At 62.4% G+C, this 26,908-nt stretch carries 24 protein-coding genes; 6 read left to right on the top strand and 18 right to left on the bottom strand.

Translation table 11 applies throughout. The features are described 5' to 3' along the window. Nucleotides 1–8 precede the first annotated feature (8 nt). Entirely contained in the window at nt 9–353 is a 345-nt protein-coding gene (locus ACD590_RS05040; protein ID WP_112906333.1) for a nuclear transport factor 2 family protein, read from the bottom strand. A gap of 332 nt (nt 354–685) precedes the next feature. Between ACD590_RS05040 and ACD590_RS05035 the strand changes: the two genes are divergently transcribed. Beyond that, a complete protein-coding gene (locus ACD590_RS05035; RefSeq protein ID WP_439002276.1) occupies nt 686–1,915 on the top strand; it encodes a multidrug efflux MFS transporter in 1,230 nt (409 codons plus the stop codon). Here the strand turns inward: ACD590_RS05035 and ACD590_RS05030 are convergent. Continuing rightward, nucleotides 1,912–2,526: a TetR/AcrR family transcriptional regulator gene (locus tag ACD590_RS05030; RefSeq protein WP_112906332.1), complete on the bottom strand. Its 615-nt coding sequence runs from the start codon at nt 2,524–2,526 to the stop codon at nt 1,912–1,914. The genes ACD590_RS05035 and ACD590_RS05030 overlap by 4 nt on opposite strands. 117 nt (nt 2,527–2,643) lie before the next feature. On the opposite strand from ACD590_RS05030, the gene gstA reads away from it, so the two are divergent. Then, nucleotides 2,644–3,327: a glutathione transferase GstA gene (gene gstA, locus ACD590_RS05025; RefSeq protein ID WP_439002275.1), complete on the top strand. Its 684-nt coding sequence runs from the start codon at nt 2,644–2,646 to the stop codon at nt 3,325–3,327. A 36-nt stretch (nt 3,328–3,363) separates the two neighbouring features. On the opposite strand, the gene nadE is transcribed toward gstA, so the two are convergent. The 4 genes from nadE to ACD590_RS05005 all read right to left on the bottom strand — a co-directional run bounded on the left by nadE (nt 3,364) and on the right by ACD590_RS05005 (nt 8,571). Further along, the gene (gene nadE, locus ACD590_RS05020) at nt 3,364–4,197 is read right to left on the bottom strand and encodes an ammonia-dependent NAD(+) synthetase (RefSeq protein ID WP_028733840.1); all 834 of its coding nucleotides are present in this window, start codon (nt 4,195–4,197) and stop codon (nt 3,364–3,366) included. 118 nt (nt 4,198–4,315) lie between these two features. After that, complete coding sequence (locus ACD590_RS05015; protein ID WP_439002274.1) at nt 4,316–5,521, bottom strand: adenylate/guanylate cyclase domain-containing protein; 1,206 nt, start codon at nt 5,519–5,521, stop codon at nt 4,316–4,318. Nucleotides 5,522–5,551: 30 nt separating this feature from the next. After that, nucleotides 5,552–7,171: an MDR family MFS transporter gene (locus ACD590_RS05010; protein WP_018446281.1), complete on the bottom strand. Its 1,620-nt coding sequence runs from the start codon at nt 7,169–7,171 to the stop codon at nt 5,552–5,554. 98 nt (nt 7,172–7,269) lie between these two features. Next, nucleotides 7,270–8,571, bottom strand: a complete 1,302-nt coding sequence (locus ACD590_RS05005; protein WP_018446282.1) for an HlyD family secretion protein — start codon at nt 8,569–8,571, stop codon at nt 7,270–7,272. Nucleotides 8,572–8,709: 138 nt separating this feature from the next. Here ACD590_RS05005 and ACD590_RS05000 point away from each other — a divergent pair, with 138 nt between their 5' ends. Further along, nucleotides 8,710–9,612, top strand: a complete 903-nt coding sequence (locus ACD590_RS05000) for a LysR family transcriptional regulator (protein WP_018446283.1) — start codon at nt 8,710–8,712, stop codon at nt 9,610–9,612. A 153-nt stretch (nt 9,613–9,765) separates the two neighbouring features. Here ACD590_RS05000 and ACD590_RS04995 read toward each other — a convergent pair whose 3' ends face one another. Beyond that, nucleotides 9,766–10,653 carry a branched-chain amino acid aminotransferase gene (locus tag ACD590_RS04995; RefSeq protein WP_028733836.1) on the bottom strand — a complete coding sequence of 296 codons (888 nt, stop codon included), beginning with the start codon at nt 10,651–10,653 and terminating at the stop codon, nt 9,766–9,768. 247 nt (nt 10,654–10,900) lie between these two features. Here ACD590_RS04995 and ACD590_RS04990 point away from each other — a divergent pair, with 247 nt between their 5' ends. Beyond that, a complete protein-coding gene (locus tag ACD590_RS04990; protein WP_439002273.1) occupies nt 10,901–11,941 on the top strand; it encodes a zinc-dependent alcohol dehydrogenase family protein in 1,041 nt (346 codons plus the stop codon). 71 nt (nt 11,942–12,012) lie between these two features. Here the strand turns inward: ACD590_RS04990 and ACD590_RS04985 are convergent, their stop codons facing one another. Further along, nucleotides 12,013–12,831 (bottom strand): sugar phosphate isomerase/epimerase family protein, encoded by an 819-nt coding sequence (locus tag ACD590_RS04985; protein ID WP_028733834.1) that lies wholly within the window; start codon nt 12,829–12,831, stop codon nt 12,013–12,015. Between the two features lie 444 nt (nt 12,832–13,275). On the opposite strand from ACD590_RS04985, the gene ACD590_RS04980 reads away from it, so the two are divergent. After that, entirely contained in the window at nt 13,276–13,743 is a 468-nt protein-coding gene (locus ACD590_RS04980; protein ID WP_028733833.1) for a cupin domain-containing protein, read from the top strand. Nucleotides 13,744–13,761: 18 nt separating this feature from the next. Here ACD590_RS04980 and ACD590_RS04975 read toward each other — a convergent pair whose 3' ends face one another. From ACD590_RS04975 to ACD590_RS04955, 5 genes are all read right to left on the bottom strand, one after another. Next, nucleotides 13,762–14,400 carry a TetR family transcriptional regulator gene (locus ACD590_RS04975; protein WP_131702222.1) on the bottom strand — a complete coding sequence of 213 codons (639 nt, stop codon included), beginning with the start codon at nt 14,398–14,400 and terminating at the stop codon, nt 13,762–13,764. Nucleotides 14,401–14,466: 66 nt separating this feature from the next. Further along, entirely contained in the window at nt 14,467–15,756 is a 1,290-nt protein-coding gene (locus tag ACD590_RS04970) for an alpha/beta hydrolase (protein ID WP_439002272.1), read from the bottom strand. 1 nt (nt 15,757) lies between these two features. Continuing rightward, nucleotides 15,758–18,808, bottom strand: a complete 3,051-nt coding sequence (locus tag ACD590_RS04965) for an efflux RND transporter permease subunit (protein ID WP_439002271.1) — start codon at nt 18,806–18,808, stop codon at nt 15,758–15,760. Continuing rightward, nucleotides 18,805–19,902 (bottom strand): efflux RND transporter periplasmic adaptor subunit, encoded by a 1,098-nt coding sequence (locus tag ACD590_RS04960; RefSeq protein WP_439002270.1) that lies wholly within the window; start codon nt 19,900–19,902, stop codon nt 18,805–18,807. The genes ACD590_RS04965 and ACD590_RS04960 overlap by 4 nt, the downstream gene beginning before the upstream one ends. A 1-nt stretch (nt 19,903) precedes the next feature. Beyond that, nucleotides 19,904–20,968 carry an efflux RND transporter periplasmic adaptor subunit gene (locus ACD590_RS04955; RefSeq protein WP_439002269.1) on the bottom strand — a complete coding sequence of 355 codons (1,065 nt, stop codon included), beginning with the start codon at nt 20,966–20,968 and terminating at the stop codon, nt 19,904–19,906. A 121-nt stretch (nt 20,969–21,089) separates the two neighbouring features. Between ACD590_RS04955 and ACD590_RS04950 the strand changes: the two genes are divergently transcribed. Then, complete coding sequence (locus tag ACD590_RS04950; protein ID WP_439002268.1) at nt 21,090–21,773, top strand: TetR/AcrR family transcriptional regulator; 684 nt, start codon at nt 21,090–21,092, stop codon at nt 21,771–21,773. A 111-nt stretch (nt 21,774–21,884) separates the two neighbouring features. On the opposite strand, the gene ACD590_RS04945 is transcribed toward ACD590_RS04950, so the two are convergent. The 5 genes from ACD590_RS04945 to ACD590_RS04925 all read right to left on the bottom strand — a co-directional run bounded on the left by ACD590_RS04945 (nt 21,885) and on the right by ACD590_RS04925 (nt 26,806). Continuing rightward, complete coding sequence (locus tag ACD590_RS04945) at nt 21,885–22,619, bottom strand: hypothetical protein (RefSeq protein WP_439002267.1); 735 nt, start codon at nt 22,617–22,619, stop codon at nt 21,885–21,887. A gap of 380 nt (nt 22,620–22,999) precedes the next feature. Beyond that, nucleotides 23,000–23,896: a DUF2092 domain-containing protein gene (locus tag ACD590_RS04940; RefSeq protein ID WP_439002266.1), complete on the bottom strand. Its 897-nt coding sequence runs from the start codon at nt 23,894–23,896 to the stop codon at nt 23,000–23,002. A 136-nt stretch (nt 23,897–24,032) separates the two neighbouring features. Beyond that, complete coding sequence (locus ACD590_RS04935) at nt 24,033–24,815, bottom strand: 3-hydroxybutyrate dehydrogenase (RefSeq protein WP_439002265.1); 783 nt, start codon at nt 24,813–24,815, stop codon at nt 24,033–24,035. 26 nt (nt 24,816–24,841) lie between these two features. Further along, nucleotides 24,842–25,600 carry an acetoacetate decarboxylase gene (locus ACD590_RS04930; protein WP_439002264.1) on the bottom strand — a complete coding sequence of 253 codons (759 nt, stop codon included), beginning with the start codon at nt 25,598–25,600 and terminating at the stop codon, nt 24,842–24,844. A 27-nt stretch (nt 25,601–25,627) separates the two neighbouring features. Next, nucleotides 25,628–26,806, bottom strand: a complete 1,179-nt coding sequence (locus tag ACD590_RS04925; protein ID WP_130759500.1) for a patatin-like phospholipase family protein — start codon at nt 26,804–26,806, stop codon at nt 25,628–25,630. Nucleotides 26,807–26,908: the final 102 nt, after the last annotated feature.

Genomic DNA, 26,908 nt, shown 5'->3' with positions numbered 1-26,908 from the left:
GGCCGAGCTTACAAACTGCGGCCGAAATAGACATCCACGGAGGCGATCTTGTCGCCGCGGAAGCTAAGGCTCTCGATGTTGCGGAAGCTGCCGCCATCCCGTTTTTCGGCGCGATAGCGGATGACCGCCTCGTCGCCGTCGATCGCCAGGAATTCGATGTCAAAGCCGCGGAAGACCGGCTCCTTCGGCCAGCAGCGCTCGAAATAGCTCGCCCGGTCGATGTGGTCATCGCGCGGACTGGAGAAGGTGAAATCCTCCGTCAACATCGCACCGACGATATCCTTGCGGTCGTCGAGATAGGCGGCGTAGAGATGACGGACAGTCTGCTCTCGGGATGTGCGCATGTCGCTCATGGCAATGTCCTTGGATTGACCGATTGCATAACGCAATCGGTCATGTTGTAGCAGTTTTGTCCGAGAGGGTCCAGATTGCGGCTCTCATTTCCGAAGACAGGCCACCAATGCGGAAGCGCCATCTTGAAGGATGGGCCATAGCGCGGTTATATCAGCGCGTGCCCGCCCTGGAACGGCGAGCGCATGCACCGCTACGGCCTATGCGTTCGACCTCGAAAAACTCGATCTCAGGACAGTTTCACCCGCGCCGATCTCCTCGCCGCGGCAAAGGGCACATTGTTTCACCATGCGTGCGGAACTTCGCCCGCGCGATCAATGCCGGGGCCGAGAGAATGACCGATACGCAATTGGACGCCGCCAGCGCCAGGCCCGGCTCGATCCACTGGAAGCGCAATCTCACCATCTCGCTGATCGGCTCCTTCACCACGATCGTGGCGATGACGCTGCTGCTTCCCTTCCTGCCGCTTTATGTCGAGGAACTCGGTGTCAGCGACCATGCTGACATCGTGCAGTGGTCGGGTATCGCCTATGGCGCCACCTTCTTTGCCGCGGCTCTCGTCGCGCCGCTCTGGGGCCGGCTCGGCGATATTTACGGCCGCAAGCTGATGCTGGTGCGCGCCAGCCTCGGCATGACGCTGGCGATCTCGCTGATGGGCATGGCCGGTAATGTCTGGCAGCTGGTGGCCCTGCGCCTCTTCGTCGGGCTTGCCGGCGGTTATGCCTCCGGTTCGATGGTGCTGGTGGCGACGCAGACGCCGAAGGACCGTTCGGCCTGGGCGCTCGGCGTGCTCTCCTCCGGCATCATGGCCGGCAATCTCGTCGGGCCGCTGGTCGGCGGGTCGCTGCCGCCGATCATCGGCATCCGCGGCACGTTTCTCGCCGCCGGCGGCATGATCTTCCTCGCCTTTCTCGCCACGGCCTTGCTGATCAAGGAAGAGAAATCGCCGGCTCGCAAGCAGGCGGCCAAGGCCAGCGGCGGCTGGAAATCCATTGCCGATAAGCGGCCCGTCATCGCCATGCTGGCGACCGGCATGCTCTTGATGTTCGCCAATATGTCGATCGAGCCGATCATCACCGTCTATGTCGCGCAGCTCGTGCCCGTCGAAGCCCAGGTGACGATGATATCGGGCATCGTCATGTCGGCCGCTGCCCTCGGCAGCATTCTCTCGGCCTCATGGCTCGGCAAGCTCGCCGACAGGATCGGCCATTGGCCGGTGATTTCAGGCGCGCTCGCCGTCGCCGGGCTGCTGCTGATCCCGCAGGCCTTCGTCACCAGCTCCTGGCAGCTGATCATCCTGCGTTTCCTGATGGGCGCAGCACTCGGCGGGCTGCTGCCCTGCATCGCCGCTGTTATCCGCCACAGCGTGCCGGACAGTGCGGCCGGCAGCATTCTCGGGCTTTCCATCTCGTCGCAATATGTCGGCCAGGTGGCCGGCCCCATCCTTGGCGGCTTTGTCGGCGGGCATATCGGCATGCGGGCGGTGTTCCTCGGCACGTCAGTACTGCTTCTCGCAGGTGCTGCCTATTCCTGGATGGTACGGCCGAGGGAGACATCCGGCTAAGGGGCGCTCCCGCAGATCAGCTCGACGCCCGACCGGGCGATCGCTTCCAGCGTCTCGCGGCTGTCGCCGGCGCGGGCGCGGACGGCGAGCGAATGCATGACGGCGGAGGCGAGCCTTGCAAGCATCTGCGGATCGGCGCTTTGGGGAAGCTCGCCCCTGTCCACGGCAAGGCGCATGCGCTTTTCGATCTCGTCGTCGAAATCATTGAGGCTGCGGCCGAGCACCTCGCGGACCCGCTCATGCTGGATCGCCTCGGCCGACGCCGTGCCGATCAGCAGACAGCCGCGGGCAGCGGTTTCACCGTGCAGATAGATCGCCAGCGCACCGGCATAGACGCGGGCGATATTGTCGCGCAACGGCAGTGACGGGTCGAGCGCCTCAGTCAGCACGTCCATGCCGTCCTGCCGATACCCCTCCAGCGTATCGAGATAGAGATCCTCCTTGTCGCCGAAGGCGCCGTAGAGGCTCGGGCGGTTGAGGTTGGTCGCAGCGCTCAGATTGTCGAGCGAGGCGGCGGCATACCCCCTGTCCCAGAAGACATCCCGCGCCTTGCCGAGCGCCGCCTTGGCGTCGAAGGCCCTTGGGCGGCCGCGCTTCTTTTCGTCCTTCATATTTTGTACCGTTTCGCAGTAAATTCTTGACGAAGATTATTTTATGCGAAACAGTACAAATGTTCAAACGCTATCGGCGGGCGGCATCGACCGCCTCCCCAAGGAGAGGAAACCGCAATGAAACTCTATATGCACGCAGCCGCCTGTTCGCTTTCGCCGCACATCATCTGCCGTGAGCTGGGGCTTGATATCGAGCTCGTCCAGGTCGACCGGCAGACCCACAGGACGAGCGACGGCGAGGATTACCTCGCCATCAACGGCAACGGCTATGTGCCGGCGCTGATGCTCGACGATGGCAAGGTGCTGACCGAGGGGCCGGCGATCGTGCAGTTCCTCGCCGACAGCGTGCCGGAAGGGGCAGCTATGTTGCCTGATGTCGGCGACATCCGCCGCAACGAGGTGCAATCCTATCTCAACTTCATCACCGCCGAGCTGCACAAGCCGATGGTGTTGCTCTTCAACCCGATTTATTCCAGCGTTCATGGCGAGGTCCGCGCGCTGATCTCGAAGCGGCTCACCTGGCTGAACGGCCGTCTTGCCGGACCCTATCTCACCGGCGATGCCTTCACGGTGGCAGATGCCTATCTCTTCGTCTGCCTGAACTGGTCGCCCTGGACCGACATCGATCTCAAGCAATGGCCTGATCTGCACGGCTTCATGGCCCGGGTGGCGGCGCGACCGAAGGTGCGCGAGGCGCTGCAGGCCGAAGATCTCGAGGCCTTCGATGCCGACGGCGTCTATTTCGCGCCGCACGCCTATCTCGCCTCATCAGGACGGACCGGCTCGCCGCTCAGGCCGTAAACGCTATGTCGGCCACACCCGCGACACCGAGGGGCATCAGAGGGCGTTGACGGCGACCGGCAGGGCGCGCTTGTGGCCGGTCGCCCGATAGGCGGCGAGGATGCGGCGGCGGGCGATCTCGCCGACCGGCTTGCCTTCGAGAAAATCGTCGATCTCGTCATAGCTGACGCCATAGGCCTCCTCGTCGGGACGCAACGGGCGCTGGTCCTCGAGATCGGCGGTCGGCACCTTGAACACCAGCTCGTCCGGGGCGCCGAGCCGCTTTGCCAGCAGGCGGACCCGGCGCTTGTTAAGGCCGGCGAGCGGCAGGATATCGGCCGCGCCATCGCCGAACTTGGTGAAGAAGCCCATGACCGCCTCGGCCGCATGATCGGTGCCGATGACGAGGCCGCCAAGCGCCCCGGCCAAGGCAAACTGGGCGATCATCCGCTGGCGGGCCTTGATATTGCCGAGGATGAAATCCTGTCGGCCCGCATCGGCAAAGGCGAGGCCGCCGTTTAACGCGGCGCCAAGCATCGCATCCGCCGGCGCCTTGATGTTGACTACCATCGAGCGGTCGGCGCCGATCGTTTCCAGCGCCCTCACCGCATCCGCCTCATCAGCCTGGACACCGTAGGGAAGGCGCACGGCGATGAATTCGGCCGCGTGGCCGCTGTCCCGCAGCTCGCGCACCGCCTTCTGGGCAAGCAACGCTGCCGTCAGCGAATCGACGCCACCGCTGATGCCGAGGACGTAGCCGCGCATGCCCGAAGCGATGAGATAATCCTTGAGGAAACCGGTTCGCCGTTCGATTTCGCGCTCAGGGTCGATGTCGGCGGCGACACCCAGTTCGCGGATGATCTCACCTTGTTCGTCGAACAGCACAGTCATAAGCCTCTTCCTCCCCGCTTGCGGAATTTCGGCGCCACTATGGCGAAAAGATGGGGGGAAGACGAAGCCGTTTCGGGCAGACCTGCCATGCATTTTATGCAAGTGGGCGGTTTGGCACCTACCGCACGATCGTGAACAGCTCCACCGGATCGGCAAAACCCTTCAGCCCGTGCGCCCCGACAGAGACGACATCCCCTGCCCCGGCCTCCTCACGGAACGGCGCCGACATCAGCAAGGGCTCTCCCAGTTCGCTGCAGGCGGTCTGGATGCGGCTGACCAGGTTGACGTCGCCGCCGATCAGGGTGAAGTCGAGGCGGCGGCCGGAGCCGACATTGCCGTAGCTGACCTCGCCGTAATGCAGGGCGATGCCGGCCTTCACGCCGAGGCCCTCATATTGGAAATGGTCGATCTCATCGAGGATAGCGCGGGCCGATGCCAGGGCCGCGCCGCACGAATGGGCGGCATCATAGCCCGGGAAAAAGGCAAGCACGGCGTCGCCCATGAATTTCAGCACCTCGCCGCCTTCGCGGGTGATGGCCGGCACGATTTTATCGAAGTAGGCGTTGAGCAAGCCGAGCACGGTGCTGCCCGGCAGCCGGTTCGACAGTTCGGTAAAGCCTCTGAGATCACAGAGCAGCAGGGCTGCCTCCATCGATTCGACCTCGTCGCGGCGGATGCGGCCGGCCAGGATGCGGCTTGCCGTCAGCGGGCCGATATAGGTATCGAGCAGGCTGAGCTCGACCTGGCGAAGGATGCGCAGTTCGCTGGTGTTGCGCAGCGCCGGCAGGATGCGCTCGATTACCTGACGTTCGGAGGCGGTAAAGCCGCCCGGCCGCTTCGTACCGAAGACGGCAGCGCTGACCGGGCCGTCGACATTGCAAAGTGGCGCGATGACGAGCTGCATCAGGCCGCGATCGGCAAAGACATCGATATGCTGCCAGCGGCCATGCACGCTTTCTCTGGTATCGACGACCAGCGGTTCGCGGGTTTCCATGACCTTGCGCAGCGGCGTATTTGATATGGCGACGCGCGCGCCGTGTTCCCGGTCGTGGATCTCGACCGGCTCGCCCGGCGCCCAGGCAATGGTGCGGCCGATGAACTCGGGATGCAGCGTCATCAGATGCAAGGTCAGCCGGTCGACCGGCAGGCCGAGCGCCTGGAGCCTGCGGCCGAGGCCGGAGACGAGGCCCGCTTCATCGAGCGCGTGGCATTCATCGCCGGAGAGCCATTCGATGATGGAGAGCAGCGCAGCGGCGCTGACGGCATGGCCGGCGGTCTTCGTTTGGAGCCTGTCGGTATCGGGAGCGTAGATCGCTGACGTCATGGCTTTCTTCTCCTTGAGGGAGGCGGGGCGCTAGTGAGCGCCGCCGCCGGAGAGTTGACCGGGTTTCCTGAGAAGCAGGGTTGCAAGCAGGGCGACGACGAGGGCGACGCCGAGCAGGAAGAAGGTGTCACTGAAGGCCATGATATTGGCCTGCTTGCGTATTTTGAGCGCGATGGCGACGACGGCCTTGTGGCTGGCGAGCGCCTGATCGCTGACACCGTGGCTCATGAAGTAGCCGGTAAGCCTGGCGATGCGATCGCGGGTGGCTTCCTCGAAGACCGAGACCGAGTTGGTCAGGATGTTCGAGTGGAACTGTTCGCGCTTCGACAGGAAGGTCTGCAGCGAGGCGATGCCGACGGCGCCACCGAGATTGCGCATCATGTTGAAGAGTGCGGAAGCCGAACCGGCATTCTCCTGCTCGATGCCTGCGGTAGCGATTGCCGAGAGGGGCGTGAAGACGAGCGCCTGGCCGATGGCGCGGACGATGTTAGGCCAGAACAGCTGATCGCTCGCATAATCGCCGGTCATATGCACATTCATGAAATTCGAGGCGGCGAAAAGGGCAAAGCCGACGACGATCAGCAGGCGGACATCGAAACGCTTCATCAGGCGCGGCACCAGCGGGATCAGCAGCAGCTGCGGGATGCCGGTCCAGGCGAGAACCATGCCGATCTGCTCTGAATTATAGCCCTGGATGCGGGTCAAATAGATCGGCAGCACGAAGACCGAGCCGTAAAGCGCAATGCCGAGCAGGAAATTGGCGACGATGCCGAAGCCGAAATTGCGGCGCACCAGCAGGCGAAGGTTCAGCAGCGGATTGGCGGTCTTCAGCTCGATGATCAGGAACAGCGTCAGCGAGACGGCAGCGATAACAGACAGGCGGACAATGAAATCGGAGCCGAACCAATCTTCCTTGTTGCCCTCTTCCAGCACGGTCTGCAGGGCCGCAAGGCCGATCGCCATGGTGACGATGCCCGGCCAGTCGCCCTTGGCGAGCAGCTTCAGGTTCATCGGCGCGCGGTCGAGCGAGACCCAGAGCAGGCCGACCATCAGCGCGCCGGGCACCAGGTTGACGTAGAAGATATGTTCCCAGCCCCAGTTCTCGGTGAGATAACCGCCGATCGTCGGGCCGATCGCCGGCGCGAAGGTGGCAGACAGGGCAAAGAGCGCGAGACCGATCGGCTGCTTGGCCTTGGGCAGCAGGGTGATGATGATGGTGAAGGCCATCGGGATCAGCACGCCGCCGGAAAAGCCCTGAATGGCGCGCAGGATGATCATCTGCTGCAGATTGGCCGCGAAGGCGCAGGCGACGGAGAAGATGAGAAAGAGGATGGCGTTGACAAGCAGATAGTTACGGACCGAGAAGACGCGCGCCAACCAGGCGCTCAGCGGAATGACGACAATCTCGGCGATCAGATAGGAAGTCGAAATCCAGCCGCCGTCATCCGTGCCGGCGCCGATCGCGCCCTGGATATCGGCAAGCGAGGCGTTCACGATCTGGATGTTGAGGACGGCCATGAAGGCGCCGAGCGTCGAGCCGACAACGGCTGCCCACATGCGCAGAGGGCTCATGACGGCAGGTGCCACGGGCGCTGCGGCGGCGGGGCGCGTCAGCGAATTGCCGTTTGCGGCGATCTGAAGAGTGGCCATGGCTTATCTCCTTCCAGCTCTCGCGGGAAACTTTCTCATGACGGGATTCGGGTGATCATTCGGAAATGATCGGGATCATTGGGCGAAGAAGGGAAGGATCATCCAGCGTGGCTGGATAATCCCTCTTCGGCCGCCCCAGAGGCTTGGGCAGGCTTGGTCTCGCCCACCTTGGTCTCGGCAGCTCGGGTTTGGGCAGCCTTGGTATCGATTTCAGGCTCGACCGACATGCCCGAGCGCAACAGCCCGCTCGGCGCTTCGTCGTCGATGACGATCTTGACCGGGATACGCTGAACGATCTTGGTGAAATTGCCGGTGGCATTGTCCGGCGGCAGCAGCGAGAATTCCAGGCCGCTTGCCGGCGAAACGCTGTCGACATGACCCTTGATCGAGATATCGGGAAAGCTGTCGACCTTAATCTCGACCGACTGGCCGGGGCTGATATAGGTCAGCTGCGTTTCCTTGAAATTGGCGACGACATAGACCGCATGCAGCGGCACGACGGCCATGAGCTGCGTGCCCGAGGTGACATACTGGCCGACCCGGATCGACCGGGCGCCGACCGTGCCGTCAACGGCAGCGACGATGTCCGTATAGGAGAGGTTGAGCTCTGCTTGGTGGGCGGCGGCGGCCGCACGGTCGCGCTGGGCAACGGTCTGTTCGCGCTGGGTCTGAAGCACCGGCACCTTATTCTGAGCCGTGACGAGGGCTGCCCGGTCGCGCTCGACGGCAGCAGCGGCCTGGTCACGGGCCGACTGGGTCTGTTCGGCGCGAGACTGGGTGCCGGCGCCGTTGGTGATCAGGCGGGCCGAGCGGGCGGCATCGGACACGGCAAAATCCAACGACGCCTGCGAGGCATCGATCGTCGCCCTCGCCTGCTCGATCACCGATTGCTGCAAGGAGATCTGGGCGTCGATATTGGTGATGGCGGCTTCGGCCGCCTTCACATCGGCTCTGGCCTGCGACAGTGCAGCCTGGAAGTCGCGATCGTCGATGCGGGCGAGAACCTGGCCGGCCTTGACCGCGTCATTGTCGTTGACCAGCACCTGGCTGATATAGCCGGCGACCTTCGGGGCGACAGTGGTGTAATCGGCCTTCACATAGGCATCGTCGGTGGTTTCGATGAAGCGGCCGACCGTCCAGTAGCGATAGCCGAAATCGCCCGCGAAAGCGACGCCGGCAAGCAGCGCGGCGGCAATGACGGCGCGCTTGACGATCCGACGGCCGGTCTTTTTGGGCGCTTCCGCGACTGATGCGTCCGCAGCCGGTACTTCGGCGACCGGCGCTTCAGAGACAGGCATGGCGGGCGCCTCGGCGGCCGGCGCCCTGGCGGCTTCCTCGGCCAAGATCTGCTCGGCCTGCTTCGCACTTTCGAAAACTTGCCTGTGGGGTAACTCGACCATCGCAATTCTCCTTCACCGTTGGCCTCCTCCGTGAGAGGCCATGTTCGATGCGCAGGAAAATGCACCCTGACATTTATTTTGATAATCTGCTTAAATCGGGAAGGATCATCAACTCTCAGCGGATAATCCGAGGGCAATATGGATCGGCTGACAAGCCTCACAGTCTTTGGCCGGGTGGTGGAATGCGGTGGTTTTTCCGCCGCCGCGCGCCGGCTCAACATGTCCGTCACCATGGTCGGCAACCACGTGCAATCGCTGGAGGACCGGCTCGGCGTGCGGCTGCTCAACCGCACGACGCGCAAGGTCAGCCTGACCGAAACCGGCAAATATTACTATGAGCGCTCTTTGCAGATCCTGGCCGAGCTGGAAGAGGCGGACCGGACGGCGGGGGCGCTGAGTTCGACGCCGCGCGGCACGTTGAAGGTCTATACCAGCAGCGCCATCGTGCGTTTCCTCTCGCCTGTCGTCAGCGAATTTATGGAGCTCTATCCGTCGATCTCACTCGATTTCAGCGTCGGCGAGCGGATGGTCGACATGATCGAGGATGGCTACGATCTGGTGATGCGCACCGTACTGCCGCCGGATTCGTCGCTTGTCGCGCGCAAGCTGACGCCCTGGCGCCATATGCTCGTCTGCTCGCCGGCCTATTTCGAGAGCCGTCCGATGCCGAAGACGCCGGCCGAGGTCGCCGATCACAATTGCCTGCAATATGCCTATTACCCCTATGGCGACGAATGGCGCTTCGAGGATGGCGAGGGCAAAAAGGAGAGCGTCAAGATCAGCGGCAATGTCGTCTCCAACAGTGCCGAGATGCTGCGCTTCCTGACGCTGACCGGGCGGGGCATCTTCCTGGCGCCGAGTTTCGTGGTGTTCGACGACATCGCCGAAGGGCGGCTGGTGAAGATCATGCCGGACTACCGGCCGATCGAGTTCAACATCAACGCCGTCTACCCCAACCGCAGCCACCTGCCGACCAAGGTGCGGCTGTTCATCGATCTCTTGGCGGAGAGATTTGCGGAACATCGGAAGTGGATGACGTGAGGGTGCGCCCCGGGTAGGCCTGCTCTCACTTTTTTTGCGAATGGGCTCGGGTGTGGCTGGCACCGACAGCGCCGGCCCTGCGCTTGCGCTCCGGGCGTTCGCCACTGCAATCGATTCACTGGATCGATTGCTCCCGCTTCGCGGGATCGTGGCTCACTCCTCGCTTTCGCTCCTGCCGTAGGCCCAATCCATGTAGAGTTCCAGCGCCTTGCGGGTGACCGGGCCTTCCTGGAGATCGCGGTCGTCTAGGCGGGTGACGCTGACGACCTTGGAATAGTTGCCGGTAGTGAAGATCTCGTCGGCTTGCATGAAATCCTCGACGGAGAGCGTTGCTTCGTGCACGTCGAAACCGGCCTGGCGCAGCAGGCCGATGACGCGGGCGCGGGTGATGCCGGCGAGGAAGGTGCGGTTGGCAGCGGGCGTCATCACCACGCTGTCCCTGACCATGAAGATGTTCGAGGAAGCCGTCTCGACGACGTTGCCATTCAGGTCGCGCACCAGCGCATTGTCGAAACCGCGGCTGCGCGCTTCGGCGATCATGCGGCCGCTGTTTGGATAGAGCGAGCCGGTTTTCGCCTCGGTCATCGCGGTTTCCGGCGAGGGGCGACGATAGGGCGAGACGGTGAGGCTGGTGCCGCCATGGCCGCCCATCGGCGCCTCGAACAGGCAGAGCGCGAAGCGGGTCGATTCCCCGTCGACGGCGACGACGCTGCCGGGCGAACCGTGTTCGCCCCAATACATCGGCTTGATATAGATTGCCGTCGCACCGTCGAATTTCGCGACGCCTTCCCAGGCAAGTGCGGCAATCTCCTCGGCTGATTTTACCGGCTTCAGGCCCATGGCGAGTGCCGAGCGGTTGATGCGCTGGCAGTGCAGGTCGAGATCCGGCGCGATGCCGTCGAACCAGCGGGCGCCGTCGAAGACCGTGGAGCCCAGCCACATGGCATGCGAGGTCGGCCCGATCAGCGGCGGATTGCCGGGGAGCCACTCCCCGTCGACATGGGTCCAGGTGGTTGAACGGGGTGATGTATCGACGGCCATGATGGTTTCCTCCTGAAGCCGGAGAAGGAAAAACCGCCGCGGCAAGCCGGGTCAAGGACAAATCCCGAGCGGAAACGCGGAAGCAAGAAAATGCCGGGGAATGGCGGCAGGCCGCAATATTCGTGCGCAGCACGGCGGCTTCATCGATGGGTGCATCAGCAAAAATGATGGAATGGAATGTTGGAATGGCTGCCTGCCGCATGGCATCATGCGCGCAATCGCGGATAGACAGCAAGGGAAGACACCGATGAAAGCCATGTTCTACGAAGCCTTCGAACAGGCGCCCGAAATCCGCACCCTGCCCGATCCGACGCCAACCGAGGATGGCGTCGTCATAGCGGTCGGGGCCAGCGGGCTCTGCCGTAGCGACTGGCACGGCTGGATGGGCCACGACCCGGATATCCGCCTGCCGCATGTGCCGGGACACGAGCTTGCCGGGCGGATCGTCGCCACCGGCCGCGGCGTGATGCGCTGCAAGGTAGGCGACCGGGTGACCGTGCCCTTCGTTTCCGGCTGCGGCCATTGCAGCGAATGCCATTCCGGCAACCAGCAGGTCTGCCCGAACCAGTTCCAGCCGGGCTTCACCCATTGGGGGTCGTTCGCCGAATATGTGGCGATCGATTATGCCGATACCAATCTGGTGCACCTGCCCGATACGATCGACGATGCGACGGCGGCAAGCCTCGGCTGCCGCTTCGCCACTTCGTTTCGCGCCGTCGCCGATCAGGCCCGCACCGGGCCTGGCGAATGGATCGCCGTGCATGGCTGCGGCGGCGTCGGCCTGTCAGCGATCATGATCGCCACCGCACTCGGGGCGAATGCGATCGGCATCGACATTTCAGAGGAGAAGCTCGCCTTCGCGCGGGAGTGCGGGGCGGTGGCGACGGTCAATGCGTCAGGTCTCGCCGACGTGGCGGAAGCGGTGCGCGAAATCACCAAGGGCGGCGCGCATGTCTCGATCGATGCGCTCGGCCATCCCGTCACCTGCTTCAACTCGATCAAGAATCTGCGCCGGCGCGGGCGGCATGTGCAGGTGGGGCTGATGCTGGGTGAACACGCGACGCCGCAGATTCCAATGGCGCAGGTGATCGGCCACGAGCTGGAAATCTACGGTAGCCACGGCATGCAGGCCTGGCGTTACGACGCCATGCTGTCGATGCTTTCGGCCGGCAAGATCGCGCCGCAGAAGCTGATCGGACGGCGGGTTAGCCTCGAGGAGGCGGTGCCGGCGCTGATGGCGCTCGACAAGGCTGAGGCCACGGGAATCAGCGTGATCACCCGGTTCTGATGAAGTGCGACTCCACCCTCCCCTCCTGTGGCGAGCACGGGAACCAGGGAGAGCGGGCCGGGCTTAGAACCTTATTCAGCTACGCCGATCGAGGCGAGAAAAGCTGATGAAGCCGGGATCTTGGACTTATCCTTGATCTCGATGATGAGGCGCGGATTGCTTTCGAGCTTGGCAAGGGCCCTGAAGACAGCGTGCCAGTGGATCGAGCCCTCACCGAGGCACCAATGGCGATCGGCATATCCGTCTGCATCCTGCAGATGGACATGCTGCAGGCGATTGCCAGCGGCCTTGACGTAATAATCGACCGGCGGAGCACCGGTATAGCCATGGGCATAATGGGCGTGGCCGGTATCGATCGAGACGGCGACGGCAGGCGATTGGAAGCTTTCGGCGAGCGCCACGCGAATATGCGGATCCTTGTCCTCGATGTTCTCGATGACCATGGTGCAGCCGATATCCTCGGCGCGCCTGACGGCATCGCGCAGGGTCATGTGCGTGCGCTCGACCAAGGCCTCGCGGGCGCCGGCATTGTCGTCGAGATTGTTGTAGGACCAGGACGTATAGGGGCTGTGGATGACCATTTGGGTCGCGCCGATGGCGGCGCAGACATCGAGCCCCTGCAGCAGACGCCGGGTGACAATGGCGCGGATATCTGGATCTTCCGAGGCGATGGTGAAGCCCCAGAACGGGCCGTGAATGCCGAGGCGGCCACCATGACCGTCGAGAAGCCTTCTGGCGCGGGCGGCGAGCGGCGCCCAGTCACCGTTCAGAATCTCGGCATCGACGAAGCTCTGCAATTCGAGATCGCGGGACTTTTCGAACAGCCAGTCACGGTGAAGTTCGACTTCATCGAGCGTCATGGCGGCGCCGACGACGGGAAGAGAGGACATGGATACGCTCCATCAATGTGAATGATCAATGTGAATGCCGGGACGGCGTGGAATGACGGCCCCCAAGAACGGCTAAGAACGGCCGCCGCGTTCTATGCGCCCCTTCTGTGTCGGCGGTATTACAGGCGCCGAGCCTTTCGCACCCTCTGGCCTCAGTCATTTTCGCATAGCTGATGCGGCATTGGCGGACCTTGCGGAAACGCCCCAAAGTACCGATATCGGCCCCGACAGTCTCGTGACGCAGTGGCGCGCGAGCGGCGCTGAACCCCTGGCAACGGAGCCGTTTGTTCATCGCTTCGGCCGATGTAGCGCGCTTCTTTGAAAGCGTTCGGCGATGTTACCCCCAACAACAGGGCGGGTTGTCAAAGGCGTCGCAAAGGTCTAACGGCTGCGCCCGCAAGAAAAAGCCCATAAGAAGAAGCCCTGTAAGAAAAAGAAAGAGACATGATGTCCAACTCATTTGTGAAAATGCCTGCGAGCGACGAGGCAAAGCGGTTTTTCGTCCTCGGCGACCGGGTCGAGCGGCGGCTTAGAATCAGCGGAGCCTGGCTCAATATCTTCGACGTCACCGTGCCATCAGGCAGCCGGACGCCGAAACATGCGCATGCGAGCCCGGAAGTGTTCCGCATCATCGAGGGAAAGCTGACGATCTGGCGCCTGAGCGACAGCGGCCCCGAAGAGATCGAAGCCAGCGCCGGCGACATCGTCACCATCCCGCCCTTCATGGTGCACGGCTATTCCAACCGCGGAACCGTTCCCGTGGTCTTTTCCGCGGTCGTCGATCGAGACATGGCCGAGTTTATCGAAGCGGAAGGCACGACCGAGCCACCGAAGGTCAGCCCTTCGGCGGAAACCATCGCTCGCATGACTGCGGCCGCCAATTCGTACGGGATCACCATCCTCGCGGCCTAGCGGCCGCATCTGGGGGCGTCATTCCGCGGCCATGCTCTCCACGCCTGGGGAACTTGGCCGGAGAGCTGCAACTGCAAAGGAAGCGAGTTCATGAGCTGATAGCTCACAGTGGCTCCAAGGCAGGGCGCCAATAATTCTGGGGTCCCATAAGGAGATGATTGAGGCGCAAAAGCAGGATGCGGCCGCGTCAACATTCCTCGGAACGAACTCTTCATTCGCGATGCCGGCGCAAACGAGCTCCCTCACATGCGCCTCAAGTCGTTTCAGATGGTCTCTGAATGATGGCCAACTGCCGTCTGCGGCGAGAACAACGAGGTCGAACATCTGGCTGTCGCCGAGACGTGCCTGCAGCATCAGGCGGTGTTGCCCGAGCGCGGTTTTTTTCAGGCGGCTCGCCGCACTGGTGAGCTCGCCGTCGGCAGACGGAGTGAAGCGGAGGTCAGTTTCGAAAAAATTCCCGGCGATGGCATCCCAAATCGCCGCCTTGGAGGGGAAGATTTTGTACACACTTGCCGGCGACTTCCCCAGCAGTCGAGCAATATCGACGACGTTTGTTTTCGTGGGCCCGTACAGCCGGCACGCTGCCGTGCCGGCTTCGACGATCGAGGAGATGTAATCAGCTCGCGGCTGGTTTTTTACAGTCGTGCCAACTTCCATTTGCCAATCCTATCTAGTCCGCATGCTGGACGGGTCTCAGACCGCTCTGATCGAGGCGGCTGACGATCAGTACGCAATCTGACCATCCACCATCTTTCCCCCATTCGAGGAGAGCTCCCGCTTCAGGATTTCTCGCGCCTCCGGGCTGATGACCGCGACTGGAGCCGCAACGGCTACGCGCGCTGCCGAGCCGGCGAAATTGGCCGCCGTCATCCCGATCTGATCGGCAACGCTTGCCTCTCCACCCTCGAGGCTCTGCCCTGCCAGCCGCCGCCCGAGCAGGCGCACGATCTCAGGACTGTCGGCGAAGGCATTGTGGCCGAGCGGATCATTCGTCGCGATGGCGCTGGTATCGATAACGGAAACGCCGAGTTGGTCGAGAAGAGGCGCGTAGGGTCTGAGATCGGACCCGCCGACGCGGCTAACGCCACCCGATAACCAGCTCGACATCTCCAGCGCCTTGTCACGTGTCGATGTCAGGATCACAAAGTGTGGCCGCTTCGCCCCCATCTCGGTGAACTGGCGACGGAACACGTCGATATCGATGTCCGGCGATGCGAGAACAACGTTCTTCACCTTCGTCGGGATTGATTTCTCGCGCATGGCGACGCCACGCAGCGCCTCGGCCGCAAGCCAGCCGCCCATGGAATGGGCGAGGATCGTCACATCGGAGACGTCGGGACTGTTCACAGCCTGGAGGATCAGATCCTCCAGAGCGCGACGCGAATAGTTGGCGCTCTCCTTGTCATAGAGGTAATCGAAGACACGGCCCCTTGATGGCCAGGTGAAGAGGATCGGTGCGGCGTCGGTTCCCGAGTCATGGACGATCTGCGCGAAGCGGAAGACGGCATCGGCATAGGTGTTGTTGAAGCCATGCACGAAAATGATGACCTGATGCTTGGTGTTTCGATTCTTCCGGTACCAGTCGAACGCCTGGCCCTCGGATTGCACCTTGGCAACCTGCGTGACCGCAAACTGCTTTTGCGGGTTGGGCGGCATGCGGGACGGCCACTGCACCTCTCCGATCTTGCGGTTCCGATCGGGCGGGATGGATACGTCGACGCTGTTAAGGGAAATCGCCGTCCCGCGGTCGCCGGAAAAGAGTTTGCCGGGATCCTCCGAAGGCTTGCGCGTCGTGGCGACGAGCATGGTGACCCGGCTCGTGCCGGCCGGGGCCACGGCGAGAGGCTGCAGGACATCCTGCACCCGGTTGGCGCAACCCGATGTAACGAGTGACAGGGCCACAAGGACCAGGACGGCGCGGCCCAAGCGGGCAGCGATCGCCTTGCCGAACCCAAACCCAAAGCTGGTGAGACCCTGGGCAATGCGCCCAGGGAGTGAGAGGGATGTGGTCATCTCAGTGCTGCTCGGCTTCGCGAAGAATCCGGAACCAGGCGACGTAGAGCGCCGGCAGGAAGAGAAGCGTCAGCGCCGTTCCGACGACGATCCCACCCATCATCGCGTAAGCCATCGGACCCCAGAAAATCTCATGCGAGATCGGGATCAGGGCCAGAGTCGCGGCCGCGGCAGTGAGCATGATCGGCCGCATGCGGTGTTCGGTCGCCTCCACCACCGCCTTCCATGCCGACATTCCCTCTGCACGCAGCTCCTCGATCTGCACGATCAGGATCACGGAGTTGCGGATGAGGATTCCGACCAGCGCGAGCACACCCAGGAGTGCGACGAACCCAAGCGGCGAGTTGCTGGCGAGCAGTGCCACGACGACGCCGATAAGGGCCAGCGGCGCCACCGAGAAGACCAGGAACAGCCTGTGGAAGCTCTGAAGCTGGATCATCAGCAGCGTCGCCATGATGACGAACATAGCCGGCGCCACCTTCGCGATCGGACCTTGCGACTTGGCGCTTTCCTCGACCGCGCCGCCGATCTTGACCGAATACCCGGCCGGCATCGTCTTTTCGAAAGCTGAAACCTTGTCGGAGAGTGCCTTCACCACCGTCGCCGGCTGCGTCGCATCGCCGATCCCGGCCTTGATCGTGATGGTCGGAATTCTGTCGCGGCGCCAGATTGTCGGCTGTTCGAGCTCGTAGTGGAAGGTTGCGACCGATGACAGCGGGACGGATTGACCGCTGCTGCTTTGCAGTTGCAGGTCAAGCAGGGTGTCGATCGAGCCGCGCTCCTTTTCCGCGGCACGACCGATGACATCGACCAGATAGATGTCGTCCCGGACCTGCGTTACGGCATTTCCTTGTACGACAGTGTTGAGCGCCATTGCGATGTCCTGGGACGAGACGCCGAGCTGTCTGGCCTTGTCCTGCAACACGTCTATCTTCACGACACGGGCCGGCTCGTTCCAGTCGAAGGCAATGTTCCTGAGGGAAGGATAAGTGCCGACAATCGAGCCCAGCTTCTGTGCCAGGTCGCGCACCGTCTGCAGATTTTCGCCGGACACACGGTACTGGATCGGCTTGCCAACCGGAGGCCCGATGTCCAGAAGCTTCACGTAAGCGTCCGTTCCCGGAAACGTCTTCTGAAGGTAGGTTTCCATCTGCTGCTTCAGCTTGTCCCTGACGTCCAGTCCCTTGGTGACAATGACCGTCTGGCCGAAAGAAACGTCAGCCGGCTGCACGTCGAAGGAAAGAACGAAGCGCGGCGCACCCCTGCCAACGTATGTCGACCAATGCTCGATGCCAGGGTTGTCAGTCAGCATCTCATGCTCGAACTGGGCCATCTGGCGGCTCGTTTCGGCGATCGAACTGTTCTGCGGCAGGTTCCAGTCGACGATCAGTTCCGGACGGTCAGAGCTCGGGAAAAATTGCTGTTGCACCATAGACAGGCCAACGATTGATCCAGCGAAGAGAAGGACTGTTGCGACGATCGTCATCCAGCGCCAGCGCAGGCAGAATTGCAGCACGTTCGAAAACGCCTTCGCAAACCGACCCTTGTGCTCAGCGTGCTTCTTCATTGTCTTTGGTAAAATGGTCACCCCGATCAGGGGCGTGAACACGACCGCGACCACCCATGAAACGACGAGCGAAACCGCAATGACGACAAAGAGCGTGAAGGTGAACTCGCCGGCGTTGCTCTTGTTGAAAGCGACGGGGATGAAGCCCGCGACCGTAACCAGAGTGCCGGTCAACATGGGAAACGCAGTCGATGTGTAGACGTAGGTGGCGGCCTTCGTGAGACTGTCGCCCGCTTCCAGCCGTGCAACCATCATCTCGACGGCGATCATGGCGTCGTCGACGAGGAGGCCGAGCGCGATGATCAGCGCTCCAAGCGAGATGCGCTGCAGCGATATGCCAGTGTAGAACATGACCATGAACGTGATGGCGAGAACGAGCGGGATCGCGATTGCCACCACCAGGCCGGCCCTCATCCCCAGACTGATGAAGCTGATCGCGAGCACGATCGCGACTGCCTCGAACAGGGCTTTCGTAAAGCCGCCGACTGCCTCCTCAACCACCTTCGGTTGGTCGGATACCTGTTCGACGGAGACGCCGACCGGAAGCTCCTGGGTGATTTTGCTCATCGTCTTGTCAAGCGCTTCGCCGAAGGCAAGCACATTGCCGCCCGTCTTCATGCCGATCGCGAGCCCAATGGCGGGCTTTCCGTTGAAGCGGAAGAGCGACGTCGGCGGGTCGACGTAACCACGGGTGATCGTGGCGACGTCGGTCAGCGGGAAGAACCGGTCGTTGACCCTGAGATTGATCCCCCGCAGGGTGTCTTCAGAGATGAAACGCCCGCCGACCCGCAAAGCGACCCGCTCCGGCCCCGTTTCGACAAAGCCGGACTGGGTGACGGCGTTCTGCGCCTGGAGCGTGGCAATGATGGCGGAGCGGTCGATGCCGAGAGCGGCGATCTTGCGGGTGGAGAACTCGAGGTAGATCACCTCGTCCTGCGCACCGACGATGTCGACCTTGCCGACGTCGGGGATGTTGAGGATCTGCGTTCGGGCACCCTCTGCGAAATCGCGCAGTTCTCTCTGACTGAGGCCGTCCGCCGTGAAGGCAAAGATATTGCCATAGACGTCGCCGAACTGGTCATCGAAGAAGGGGCCGACCACGCCTTGGGGGAATTCGTGCTTGATATCGTCAATCAAGTTGCGGACGCGCGACCAGGTGGGCTTTACGTCCCGTGCGTTCGTATCCGGCAGCAAATCGACGAAGACGATCGTTTGACCGGCAGTCGTAATGCTGCGGGTATGTTCCAGTTTGTCGAGTTCCTGGAGCTTCTTTTCGATGCGGTCGGTAACCTGCTGCGTCACCTCCTGGGCAGAAGCGCCCGGCCACTGGGCCTGGATCACCATCGTCTTGATCGTGAAGGACGGATCCTCCTCGCGGCCGAGCCCGAGATAGGCAAAGGCGCCCGCCGCCGCGAACATGATCATGAAGTACCAGACGAGAGAACGATGCTCGAGCGCCCAGTCAGAAAGGTTGAATTTGTTCACGGGCGTGGCTCCTGTCCGAGTTGCACTTTCTGTCCATCGGTGAGTTCATCGACTCCGGCGATGACGATCTCTTCCCCTTCCCGCAGGCCCGCTTGAACCAGGACAGAACGGGGGGCGGACGCCGGACCTTCCAGTTCAATCACTCTCGGAGCGACAGTGGCTGTCGAGCGATCTACCACCCATACCTGGCTGGTGCCGCCTTCATGGCGAATGGCGGAGAGCGGCAGCGTGATCGCCTGCTTCCTTTCTCCGACAAGCGGCGTCGCGGTGACCACGGCGCCAAGGCGGAAGATGTCCGGCGCCTGATCGATCCCGATCTTCAGCCGATAGGTGCGGGTATTGGGATCGGCCTGCGGTGCGATCTCGCGGACCACGCCAGTCGCCTGGATCCTGCTGTCGAGCTGGAGGGCGACGTTGAAGCGGTCGTCCAGGCGAATGCGACTGAACTGCGCTTCCGGCATGTCGACGACCACGTCGCGCTGCTCGAGGCGTGCCAGTTTCAAGACCGGTTGGCCGGCAGAAACGGTCTGCCCCATTTCTGCGGACGTGGCGGTCACGACGCCATCGAACTCGGCCCTCAGCTCGGCGTAGCCTAGCTGCTCGCGCGCCTTCGCAAGGCTGGCCGTCGCTTTCGCAACATTGGCGGTAGCCGACTTGAGCTGCTGGTCGGCAAGATCGTGATCAGCAATGCTCGCTGCATTGCTTTGGACGAGCCTTCGCTTGCGGGTTTCCGTCGTCGCGGCGTTCTCGAACTGCGCCTGGGCGTTGTGGAATTCCGCCTCCGCGCTCGTGACCGCGAGCTGCAGAGTGAGCGGATCGATTTCCGCCAGGACATCGCCCTTGTGCACAAGGTCACCGACATCGACCTTGCGAGACACCATTTGCCCCAGCGTCCGAAACGCCAGGTCGGTCTCGATGCGGGCTCGCACCACGCCGGGCAAACTTACGATTTTGTCCTGTTCGGCCGCGGCCATGACGACTTTGACAGGGCGGGGGACCGTCTCCTCCCCCGCAACGGAGCTCTGATCGCAGCCTGCAAGCAGCGACACTGACAGAAGAAGCGGGAGAGAGGTATATATGCGATTGAGGGTCATCTCACTTGCCTTCCCAGGCGACGGCCTGGCCTTCCTTGAGGAACTTTCCGCCTTCGGTGACGATCAGGTCTTGTGCGGCGACGCCGCCGGTGACGACGAAATCGCTTTGGCGATATCGGTCGACCGAGATCCTACGGAGCGAAACGGATTGGTTTTGAGTGTTGACGAGCCACACGGCAGGTTCGCCCCCGGCTGATGCGATCGCGGTAGAGGGCAGCACGATTCCGTCGCGCGGCGAGGCGCGCAGCTTGCCCACGACAGGCGTTCCGAGCGGCCATGGCGCGCCGTCCTGCAGTCCCACCTTGATCCGGATCGTGCCTGCCTTCGCGTCTATGACGGGAGAGACCTCGCGAATGCTGGCGTGGACGTCGCTCGCAAGGTCGGAGACCGGTGCGACCTCGACGTCGTTCAGCGGCCGGCCATCCAGAAAGAACGCCTCGAAGACGTCGAACACTGCGTCTCGTGGCCCGTCATGGGCGAGCGTGAAGGCCGACTGCGCTGCTGACACCACCTGCCCGGCTTCGATGCTGCGCGCCGTGATGATGCCGTCTGCGGCGGCCTTCAGCTCGGTGTAGGACAGAGCGTCCTCTGCCGTCGCGAGCGCGGCCTCGGCGGCCTCGAGGGAAGCCTGTGCGCTCAGCAGCTCCGTCTGGGCATCATCAAAGACCGCCCTCGGAACGGCCTGCGACTGCAGGAGTGACTTCGCCCGGTCGAAGGCGAGCGTCTTCTGCGCAACGACGGCCTGCGCCGACGCCAGCGCGGCACGGGCGACGCTGACGTCCGCCTGCTGTTCCGTGTCGTTGAGCCGGGCGAGGACGTCGCCGGCGCGGACATGCGACCCGACGTCGACCCTTCTCTCAAGAACCCGGCCACTGACGCGAAAGGAGAGTTCGGTCTGGACCCTCGCCTTCACCTCGCCGGTGATTTCCGCACCCGGCTGATACTGAGCCTCGGCTGCCGCGACGACGCGGACCTGCTGCGGCGGCGGCGCAACTTCAGCTTTCTCTTCGCAGGCAGCTAGGACTGCGCAGGCGAGACCAATTCCCAGCAATCGAAAGGACTGCATTTTTTGCTCCTAACAGGCCATCGCCCAATGTTGACAACGCCCACTTAATGGCTAAAGTAGACGATGTCAACATCTCCGTCAGAAAATGTTGACACACGCAACATGGGCATAGGTGAAGCAGATGCGGTTAGCCGCCGGACAGCCGAACAATTCCAATTGGATGATCGACCGAGTTATTAAAAAAACATCGCGGGCGGAACGGAAGGCGCGGCGTCCCCATGAAATACTGGAGGCCGCGTTCGAGGAGTTTGCGGCAAAAGGTTATGCGGCAACCCGAGTTGAAGATGTCGCAACCCGACTGCGGATAACAAAGGGAACGGTCTACCTCTATTTCCCGACCAAGGATGTTCTTTTCCAGGAGATGTTTCGTCACGCGTCGACGTCATCCGCAGACCTGTCGACCGCCATCGGCAGCCTTCGGGGATCCTGCGCCGATAGGATCCGCGACCTACTGCTTATCGCTTATGAAAATACGGCCAACGACCGAAAGACGAGAGAACTCCTGCGCTTGTCCGTCGCCGAAGGAACTCGTCTTCCCGAAATGGTCGATTGCCGTCATGAGCTATTCATCGCACCGACGCTTGCAGCCCTCACGGCCTTGGTCGAGGAAGGCGTGAAATCGGGAGAGTTGAGACATGATACGGCCACCAATACGCCTGACGTGCTCGCGAGTTCGATTTTTCAGATTGCCGTCTGGCATCTCATGCTTGCCGATCGAAAGCCGATCGACGGCAGGGCGCTTATGGAGGCGCACATTAACCTCGTTATGAACGGGCTTCTGCGGCGTTCGAAACGAATGGCCTGATTTGGCGAGGTGCGTCAGAGCGGACGGAGCTGTGCAACTTTCGATGCTGGCAAAGGCCGGATACGTCGTGCGACGTATCCGGCCTTTGCCTCTTCCCATGCTGAGCTGAATCTAATTGCCGCTAGGAACGCGATTGTCATCCGACGGCGGGACTTCGCCCGTGACCGTGATGTTTCCCTGGATCTTATAGACGATCCGTAGATTGGCGGCCGCAGCCTGAAGCCAACCGACCGCATCCTCCGATGACCATGCCGTGCCCTCCGGTGGCAGGCTCTCAAACAGGCCGGCAATCAGCGGATTGACAGACTGGGACCTGCCATTGCCGCCGCTCTGGTTCGACCCGCCCTCTCCGCTGCCAACGGGCCGGTCGGAGCGGCTCTGATCGGAAGAGCTCGCATATTCCCCGCCAGATGAGCCTGAAGACCTGGCGTGAGACGAACCTGAAGAGCCCGCCTGGGACGAACCCGACGACGACGCGTCGGCAGAACCCGAAGAGGTGCGGTGGGACGAACCCGAGGACGCTGTGCCAGAGGAACCTGTAGCGGATCCAGACTGGTATCCGTCGGAAGAATATGTCGTTCCGCCGGTGCTGGAGGCGGCTGCCGCACCGGTGACGACGCCTGCCGCATACCCGCCCAGAACATAGGCTCCGCGGCGATAGTATCCACGACCATAATCCCCACCGCCATACTCTCCGTCACCGTAGTCGCCGACGCCGTGGTCTCCACGACCATAGTATCCACTGCCAAAGTATCCGTTGCCGTTGCCGGAGACTTTGACATCGCCGGAATTGTTGACGGTGACATTGCCCGAGTCCTTTGCGGCGATGTTGCCGCCGGAGTTCATGAAGGTGCGGTTCCCGTTGATGTTACCGCCCGAGTTCAGCGTGTTGCGGATATTTCCAGACGCGTTACTCCCCCCGCGGCCAGGCCCTTCCGCCAATCGCCCCTTTGCGCCGCCGACACCTGGCATACGAGTACGTGGGTTCGCCGGAGGGCGGTTCTGAGCGCTCACCGGCGGCCGACGGTGGCTCGCCATTGGTGGACGCGGAGTGCGGCCTATCTGCGGACGTGGGCCCCCGCTTGGCCCGCCCGACGGGAGATGCGGTGGCCCTCCAGACGGCAGGGACGGCGGGCCGCCGGGGGGCGGCGCAAACTGACCGAAGGCAACGTCCGATGTGATGGCCGTTAAAGCGAGAAAAGCAAGGCAGGTGCGCTTGAGATGGTTCACCACTTCCTCCCCTCGGTTCCCGACGCGACGGCTGGTGTCGGCTCGATCTTTTTCACATCAGCAGGAGGTTCAAAGGTGAATTCGGAGTCGGACAGAGGGGGCTCGGTCGTCCAACTGGTGAATTCGGCAACAAAGCTTGGTTGGCCCTGCAGCAACGGGTAGGTGACGACCAAGCGATGCGGCGTCGCCGCGTCATTCTTCTCGAGCCACAATTCCACATCGATGCCGGACTTCTGTGAGAAAAGCAGATGCCGGCACTCGACCCCGTCGATGGTAGCCATGCCCACCTGCTCGGCCGCCATGGCATCGCCCAGCAGCACTTCGTCCGGAGAGCCCGCAAAAAGGACGCCGAGCGGAAAATCGAGGTCCAGCTTGTCTGCGATCTCGTCGAGCGCGGACGATATGTCGCCCGACGCGGGGATCGTCATGTATTTCTTTCTGTCGGGAAAGAAGACCGAGCCCGCCTTGCCGTCGTAGAAGAGATCGTGTCTGCCGTCATCGCCGATAAACTCGACGGCGATCCGATCGGGCCGGCGGGCGGCGATTTTGATCGTATGGAAGATGTGAAGCGGTTGTCCGAATTCGTCCAGATAGACGCTGATCGTTCTTGCCGTGACCGACAGGTCCCTGGCGTGCAGCGTCTTTCCCATCTGCGAAACGGCGGTCGCGGCCTCGTCGCTGATCGCTGGCTTGAACGGAGGTGTCGGTTCATCCGCGCGGGCTGTCGGCAGTGTGGCGAATCCCACAAGAATGCCGAACGCGGCAGTCTGCCCGACATTCCGCAGTATCGCAGTCACTCCACGCACGCTTACGCCGTCGACAGAGCGGTTCGTTGCCACCGAAGGTCGCCGGGCCTTCGCGAGGGCCCGCCGCAAACCATTACAGACTTCCATGTTCATTTCCTTTGATACTAATCCAGATAGCGCGAGCCTACTGCGGCTCGTCGCGAGGTAGAGTTGGTCAGGGGTGTTGGAGCGTTTCTGTCGCACGGCGCCGCAAAGGGTGTCGTCCGTCTGTCCGCAATCGATCCTACTCCATGAACCAGCCGTGGCTCACGACCAGCGACTGACCCGTCACGGCATTGGACTTGGCCGCCGCGAAATAGAGAACAGCGTCGGCCACATCATCGGTGCTGGTAAACTCGCCGTCGACCGTATCCTTGAGCATCACCGCCTTGACCACCTGCTCCTCGCTGATGCCGAGCTCGCGTGCCTGCTCGGGGATCTGTTTGTCGACGAGCGGCGTGCGCACGAAGCCGGGACAGACCACGTTGGCGGTGACGTTGTGCTCGGCTCCCTCCTTTGCCAGTACCTTGGCCAGTCCGATCAGTCCGTGCTTGGCCGTGACATAGGGCCCCTTCAGCTTCGAGGCTTCCTTGGAGTGCACGGACCCCATGTAGATCACCCGGCCATAATCGGCGGCATACATGTGTTTGAGGCAGGCGCGAGTGGTCAGAAAGGCGCCGTCGAGATGGATCGAAAGCAGCTTTCTCCAGTCGGCAAAGGGAAAGTCGACCAGCGGCTTGACGATCTGGATGCCAGCATTGCTGACCAGCACGTCGATCTTGCCGAACCTGGCGATCACCTCGACAACGGCCTTTTCCACCTGCTCTTCTTCGGCGACGTTCATCGCCACCGCGAATGCATCGCCGCCCTTGCTTTTGACCTCGGCGACCGTTGCGTTCGCGGCGTCGAGATTGAGGTCGGCGATCACGGGAATGCCGCCTTCGGCTGCGAAGCGAAGCGCGATCTCCTTGCCGATGCCGCTCGCGGCTCCGGTGACAATCGCCACTCTTCCATCAAATCGAGACATGGATAGTTCCTTTCAGTTGCGGGAGATCAGTCGTTTTGGAGGTAGTCGAATACGACCTCGCCGAGGCCGAGCGTCAGGTCGGCGATGTAATGGCTGGCCGACGTGACCTCCCGCACGGGCAGCCGCGCGACGTCGCACATCGCGTGTTCGAACAATTGCAGGGCTGCTGGCCCGGCCCATGCGCCCTTCAGGGTCACATCCTCGAGATAGTAGCGCACGAGTTCGCAAATCCGGGGCGAACCGTCGACGTGCGGGATGATCTTCAACATGAAGGCGGGCTTCGCCATTGCCTTGGCCAGCGGCTCCAGCGGGAGTTCCCGATGCTTGTAGCCCATGGTCGCCCTGACGCAGAGAACCGAGCCATAGTGCAGCGTTCCGACAAGCGTCTCCTGCTCGTGCGAAAGCTTCGGGGTCGCCAGCTTCTTCGGAAAGCCCCAGATCTCACGGCCGCCGGCGATCGGAGAGTTGTCGTCAAGGTACATGGCATGCACATAGCTGCCTTCCTGCACCTTGCCCGATGGCGTCGTGAAGCGCACCGGAATGACCTGCCCGGTTTCCGTATAGTCCCCGAAGCCGGTCGAATCCGGCATGCGGATGAATTCATAGGCGACGGTGTCGCCGATCACTTCCAGCGGCTCCGGCACGACGGCGCGCAGGGTCTCCGGATCGGTCCGGTAGTTGATGACGACAAATTCGCGGTTGTAGAACTTGTAGGGTGGCCTCGGATAGGCCGGATTGTTGAGCGGCATCGCGAAGGCATTTTCGCGGACTGCGGCGATCTTCATGGTCGTGCTCTTCTCTTTGGTGAAATCTCAATCGAAGTCGAAAATGGCGACGCCGTCCGGCGTGCCGGGCCGCTGCAGCACCTCGGGGTGGCGCAATGTTTGAAGGGCGTCGTTGTAGCCTGAGGCCCAGTGCTCCTCCATCGTCAGCCGGGAGAACTCGTAATCCTTGGAGCTCGCTTCGTATTTCTTGGCGCGATATATGAGTTGGACGATGTTGTAGACCTTCTCGTCGGCTTGATCGACGAGCAGCTTGATCTCCGGATCGGCTTGCAGCAGAGCGTCCTGCGGGACGAGTTCGACCAGATGGCCGAGCGCGCGGCGCAGCCGCTGCTGCGTCTTGAAATGGTCGGTCGCCGCGCGCGTGCGGCTCGAGAAGCGGATATCCTTCTGCCGCAGTTCGATTCCGAGAAGGTCACGCGGGAACTCGCCACTCGCGCTCCAGAGATCGACTTGAAAGGCCAGCGTGTCCTGGCGCGGCGCGTTATCGAGGACCCATTGCAGCGGCGTGTTCGATATGAGGCCGCCGTCCCAGTAACACTCGCCGTCGATCCTCGTCGCCGGGAAGCCAGGCGGCAGGGAGCCGCTCGCCATGATATGTTCGGGGCGGATATCGTGGGTCGTGGTATCGAAATACTCGAAGTTGCCGGTGCGTACGTTGACGGCGCCGACGCTGAAACGCATGGCCCCTGCATTGATGCGGTCGAAGTCCACCAGCCGTTCCAGCGTCGCCTTCAGCGGTGCGACGTCGTAGAAGCTTTCCGCCTCGATGCTGCCGGCGGATGAAAAGAAAGGTGGCACCGGACGGGGCCTGAAGAAGCCCGCGGCGCCGTCCATAAGGGTGGCGAAGGCATGTGCCTGATTGAGCAGGCCACGCGCGAAATCACCCTGGAACCCCATCGCCCCTAGCATTGCCGAAAACAGAGTGGGAAACCCGTGAGCCGGGGCGGTTACCGTCTCCCAGAAGCTCCTGAGCGCCTCCACTCGTCTTTCAGGCGGATTGCCGGCGATCAGAGCGCTGTTGATGGCACCGATGGAGATGCCGGCGACCCAGTCAGGATGCAGACCGGCTTCGGCCAGTGCTTGATAGACGCCGGCCTGATATGAGCCGAGCGCCCCCCCGCCTTGCAACAACAGCGCGATACGCTCGAATGGCGGACGCTCCGCTATGCGGTGCCTCTTGTTTATGACGGGATGTTGAGCGGCCATCAATGTACCTTTTTTGTTGTAGCGTCCGTAGGCGCCGATCGCGTGCTCGTATGCGCCGAAATAGTAGACGGAACGGGCACGCCACATGTTGACAACGCCCAC

Origin of the sequence: Rhizobium sp. 862_C5_N1_2 (genome assembly GCF_051811205.1) — a bacterium.
Classification (GTDB): domain Bacteria; phylum Pseudomonadota; class Alphaproteobacteria; order Rhizobiales; family Rhizobiaceae; genus Rhizobium; species Rhizobium leguminosarum.
Note: the sequence above shows the minus strand (reverse complement) of the source record. Positions and strands in the feature narration are given on the sequence as shown.

What these genes read in the sequence shown, in the direction of transcription:
- ACD590_RS05015 (WP_439002274.1), bottom strand. Translation starts at nt 5,521, where the DNA reads ATGACGTCAGCGATCTACGCTCCCGATACCGACAGGCTCCAAACGAAG.
- ACD590_RS04935 (WP_439002265.1), bottom strand. Translation starts at nt 24,815, where the DNA reads ATGTCTCGATTTGATGGAAGAGTGGCGATTGTCACCGGAGCCGCGAGC.
- ACD590_RS05000 (WP_018446283.1), top strand. Translation starts at nt 8,710, where the DNA reads ATGGATCGGCTGACAAGCCTCACAGTCTTTGGCCGGGTGGTGGAATGC.
- ACD590_RS04975 (WP_131702222.1), bottom strand. Translation starts at nt 14,400, where the DNA reads ATGGAAGTTGGCACGACTGTAAAAAACCAGCCGCGAGCTGATTACATC.
- ACD590_RS04940 (WP_439002266.1), bottom strand. Translation starts at nt 23,896, where the DNA reads ATGGAAGTCTGTAATGGTTTGCGGCGGGCCCTCGCGAAGGCCCGGCGA.
- ACD590_RS04995 (WP_028733836.1), bottom strand. Translation starts at nt 10,653, where the DNA reads ATGGCCGTCGATACATCACCCCGTTCAACCACCTGGACCCATGTCGAC.
- ACD590_RS04955 (WP_439002269.1), bottom strand. Translation starts at nt 20,968, where the DNA reads ATGCAGTCCTTTCGATTGCTGGGAATTGGTCTCGCCTGCGCAGTCCTA.
- ACD590_RS05010 (WP_018446281.1), bottom strand. Translation starts at nt 7,171, where the DNA reads ATGGCCACTCTTCAGATCGCCGCAAACGGCAATTCGCTGACGCGCCCC.
- ACD590_RS04950 (WP_439002268.1), top strand. Translation starts at nt 21,090, where the DNA reads ATGCGGTTAGCCGCCGGACAGCCGAACAATTCCAATTGGATGATCGAC.
- ACD590_RS04985 (WP_028733834.1), bottom strand. Translation starts at nt 12,831, where the DNA reads ATGTCCTCTCTTCCCGTCGTCGGCGCCGCCATGACGCTCGATGAAGTC.
- ACD590_RS05035 (WP_439002276.1), top strand. Translation starts at nt 686, where the DNA reads ATGACCGATACGCAATTGGACGCCGCCAGCGCCAGGCCCGGCTCGATC.
- ACD590_RS04990 (WP_439002273.1), top strand. Translation starts at nt 10,901, where the DNA reads ATGAAAGCCATGTTCTACGAAGCCTTCGAACAGGCGCCCGAAATCCGC.
- nadE (WP_028733840.1), bottom strand. Translation starts at nt 4,197, where the DNA reads ATGACTGTGCTGTTCGACGAACAAGGTGAGATCATCCGCGAACTGGGT.
- ACD590_RS04980 (WP_028733833.1), top strand. Translation starts at nt 13,276, where the DNA reads ATGATGTCCAACTCATTTGTGAAAATGCCTGCGAGCGACGAGGCAAAG.
- ACD590_RS05040 (WP_112906333.1), bottom strand. Translation starts at nt 353, where the DNA reads ATGAGCGACATGCGCACATCCCGAGAGCAGACTGTCCGTCATCTCTAC.
- ACD590_RS04930 (WP_439002264.1), bottom strand. Translation starts at nt 25,600, where the DNA reads ATGAAGATCGCCGCAGTCCGCGAAAATGCCTTCGCGATGCCGCTCAAC.
- ACD590_RS04925 (WP_130759500.1), bottom strand. Translation starts at nt 26,806, where the DNA reads ATGGCCGCTCAACATCCCGTCATAAACAAGAGGCACCGCATAGCGGAG.
- ACD590_RS04945 (WP_439002267.1), bottom strand. Translation starts at nt 22,619, where the DNA reads ATGAACTCCGGCGGCAACATCGCCGCAAAGGACTCGGGCAATGTCACC.
- ACD590_RS04970 (WP_439002272.1), bottom strand. Translation starts at nt 15,756, where the DNA reads ATGACCACATCCCTCTCACTCCCTGGGCGCATTGCCCAGGGTCTCACC.
- ACD590_RS05005 (WP_018446282.1), bottom strand. Translation starts at nt 8,571, where the DNA reads ATGGTCGAGTTACCCCACAGGCAAGTTTTCGAAAGTGCGAAGCAGGCC.
- ACD590_RS04960 (WP_439002270.1), bottom strand. Translation starts at nt 19,902, where the DNA reads ATGACCCTCAATCGCATATATACCTCTCTCCCGCTTCTTCTGTCAGTG.
- ACD590_RS05030 (WP_112906332.1), bottom strand. Translation starts at nt 2,526, where the DNA reads ATGAAGGACGAAAAGAAGCGCGGCCGCCCAAGGGCCTTCGACGCCAAG.
- gstA (WP_439002275.1), top strand. Translation starts at nt 2,644, where the DNA reads ATGAAACTCTATATGCACGCAGCCGCCTGTTCGCTTTCGCCGCACATC.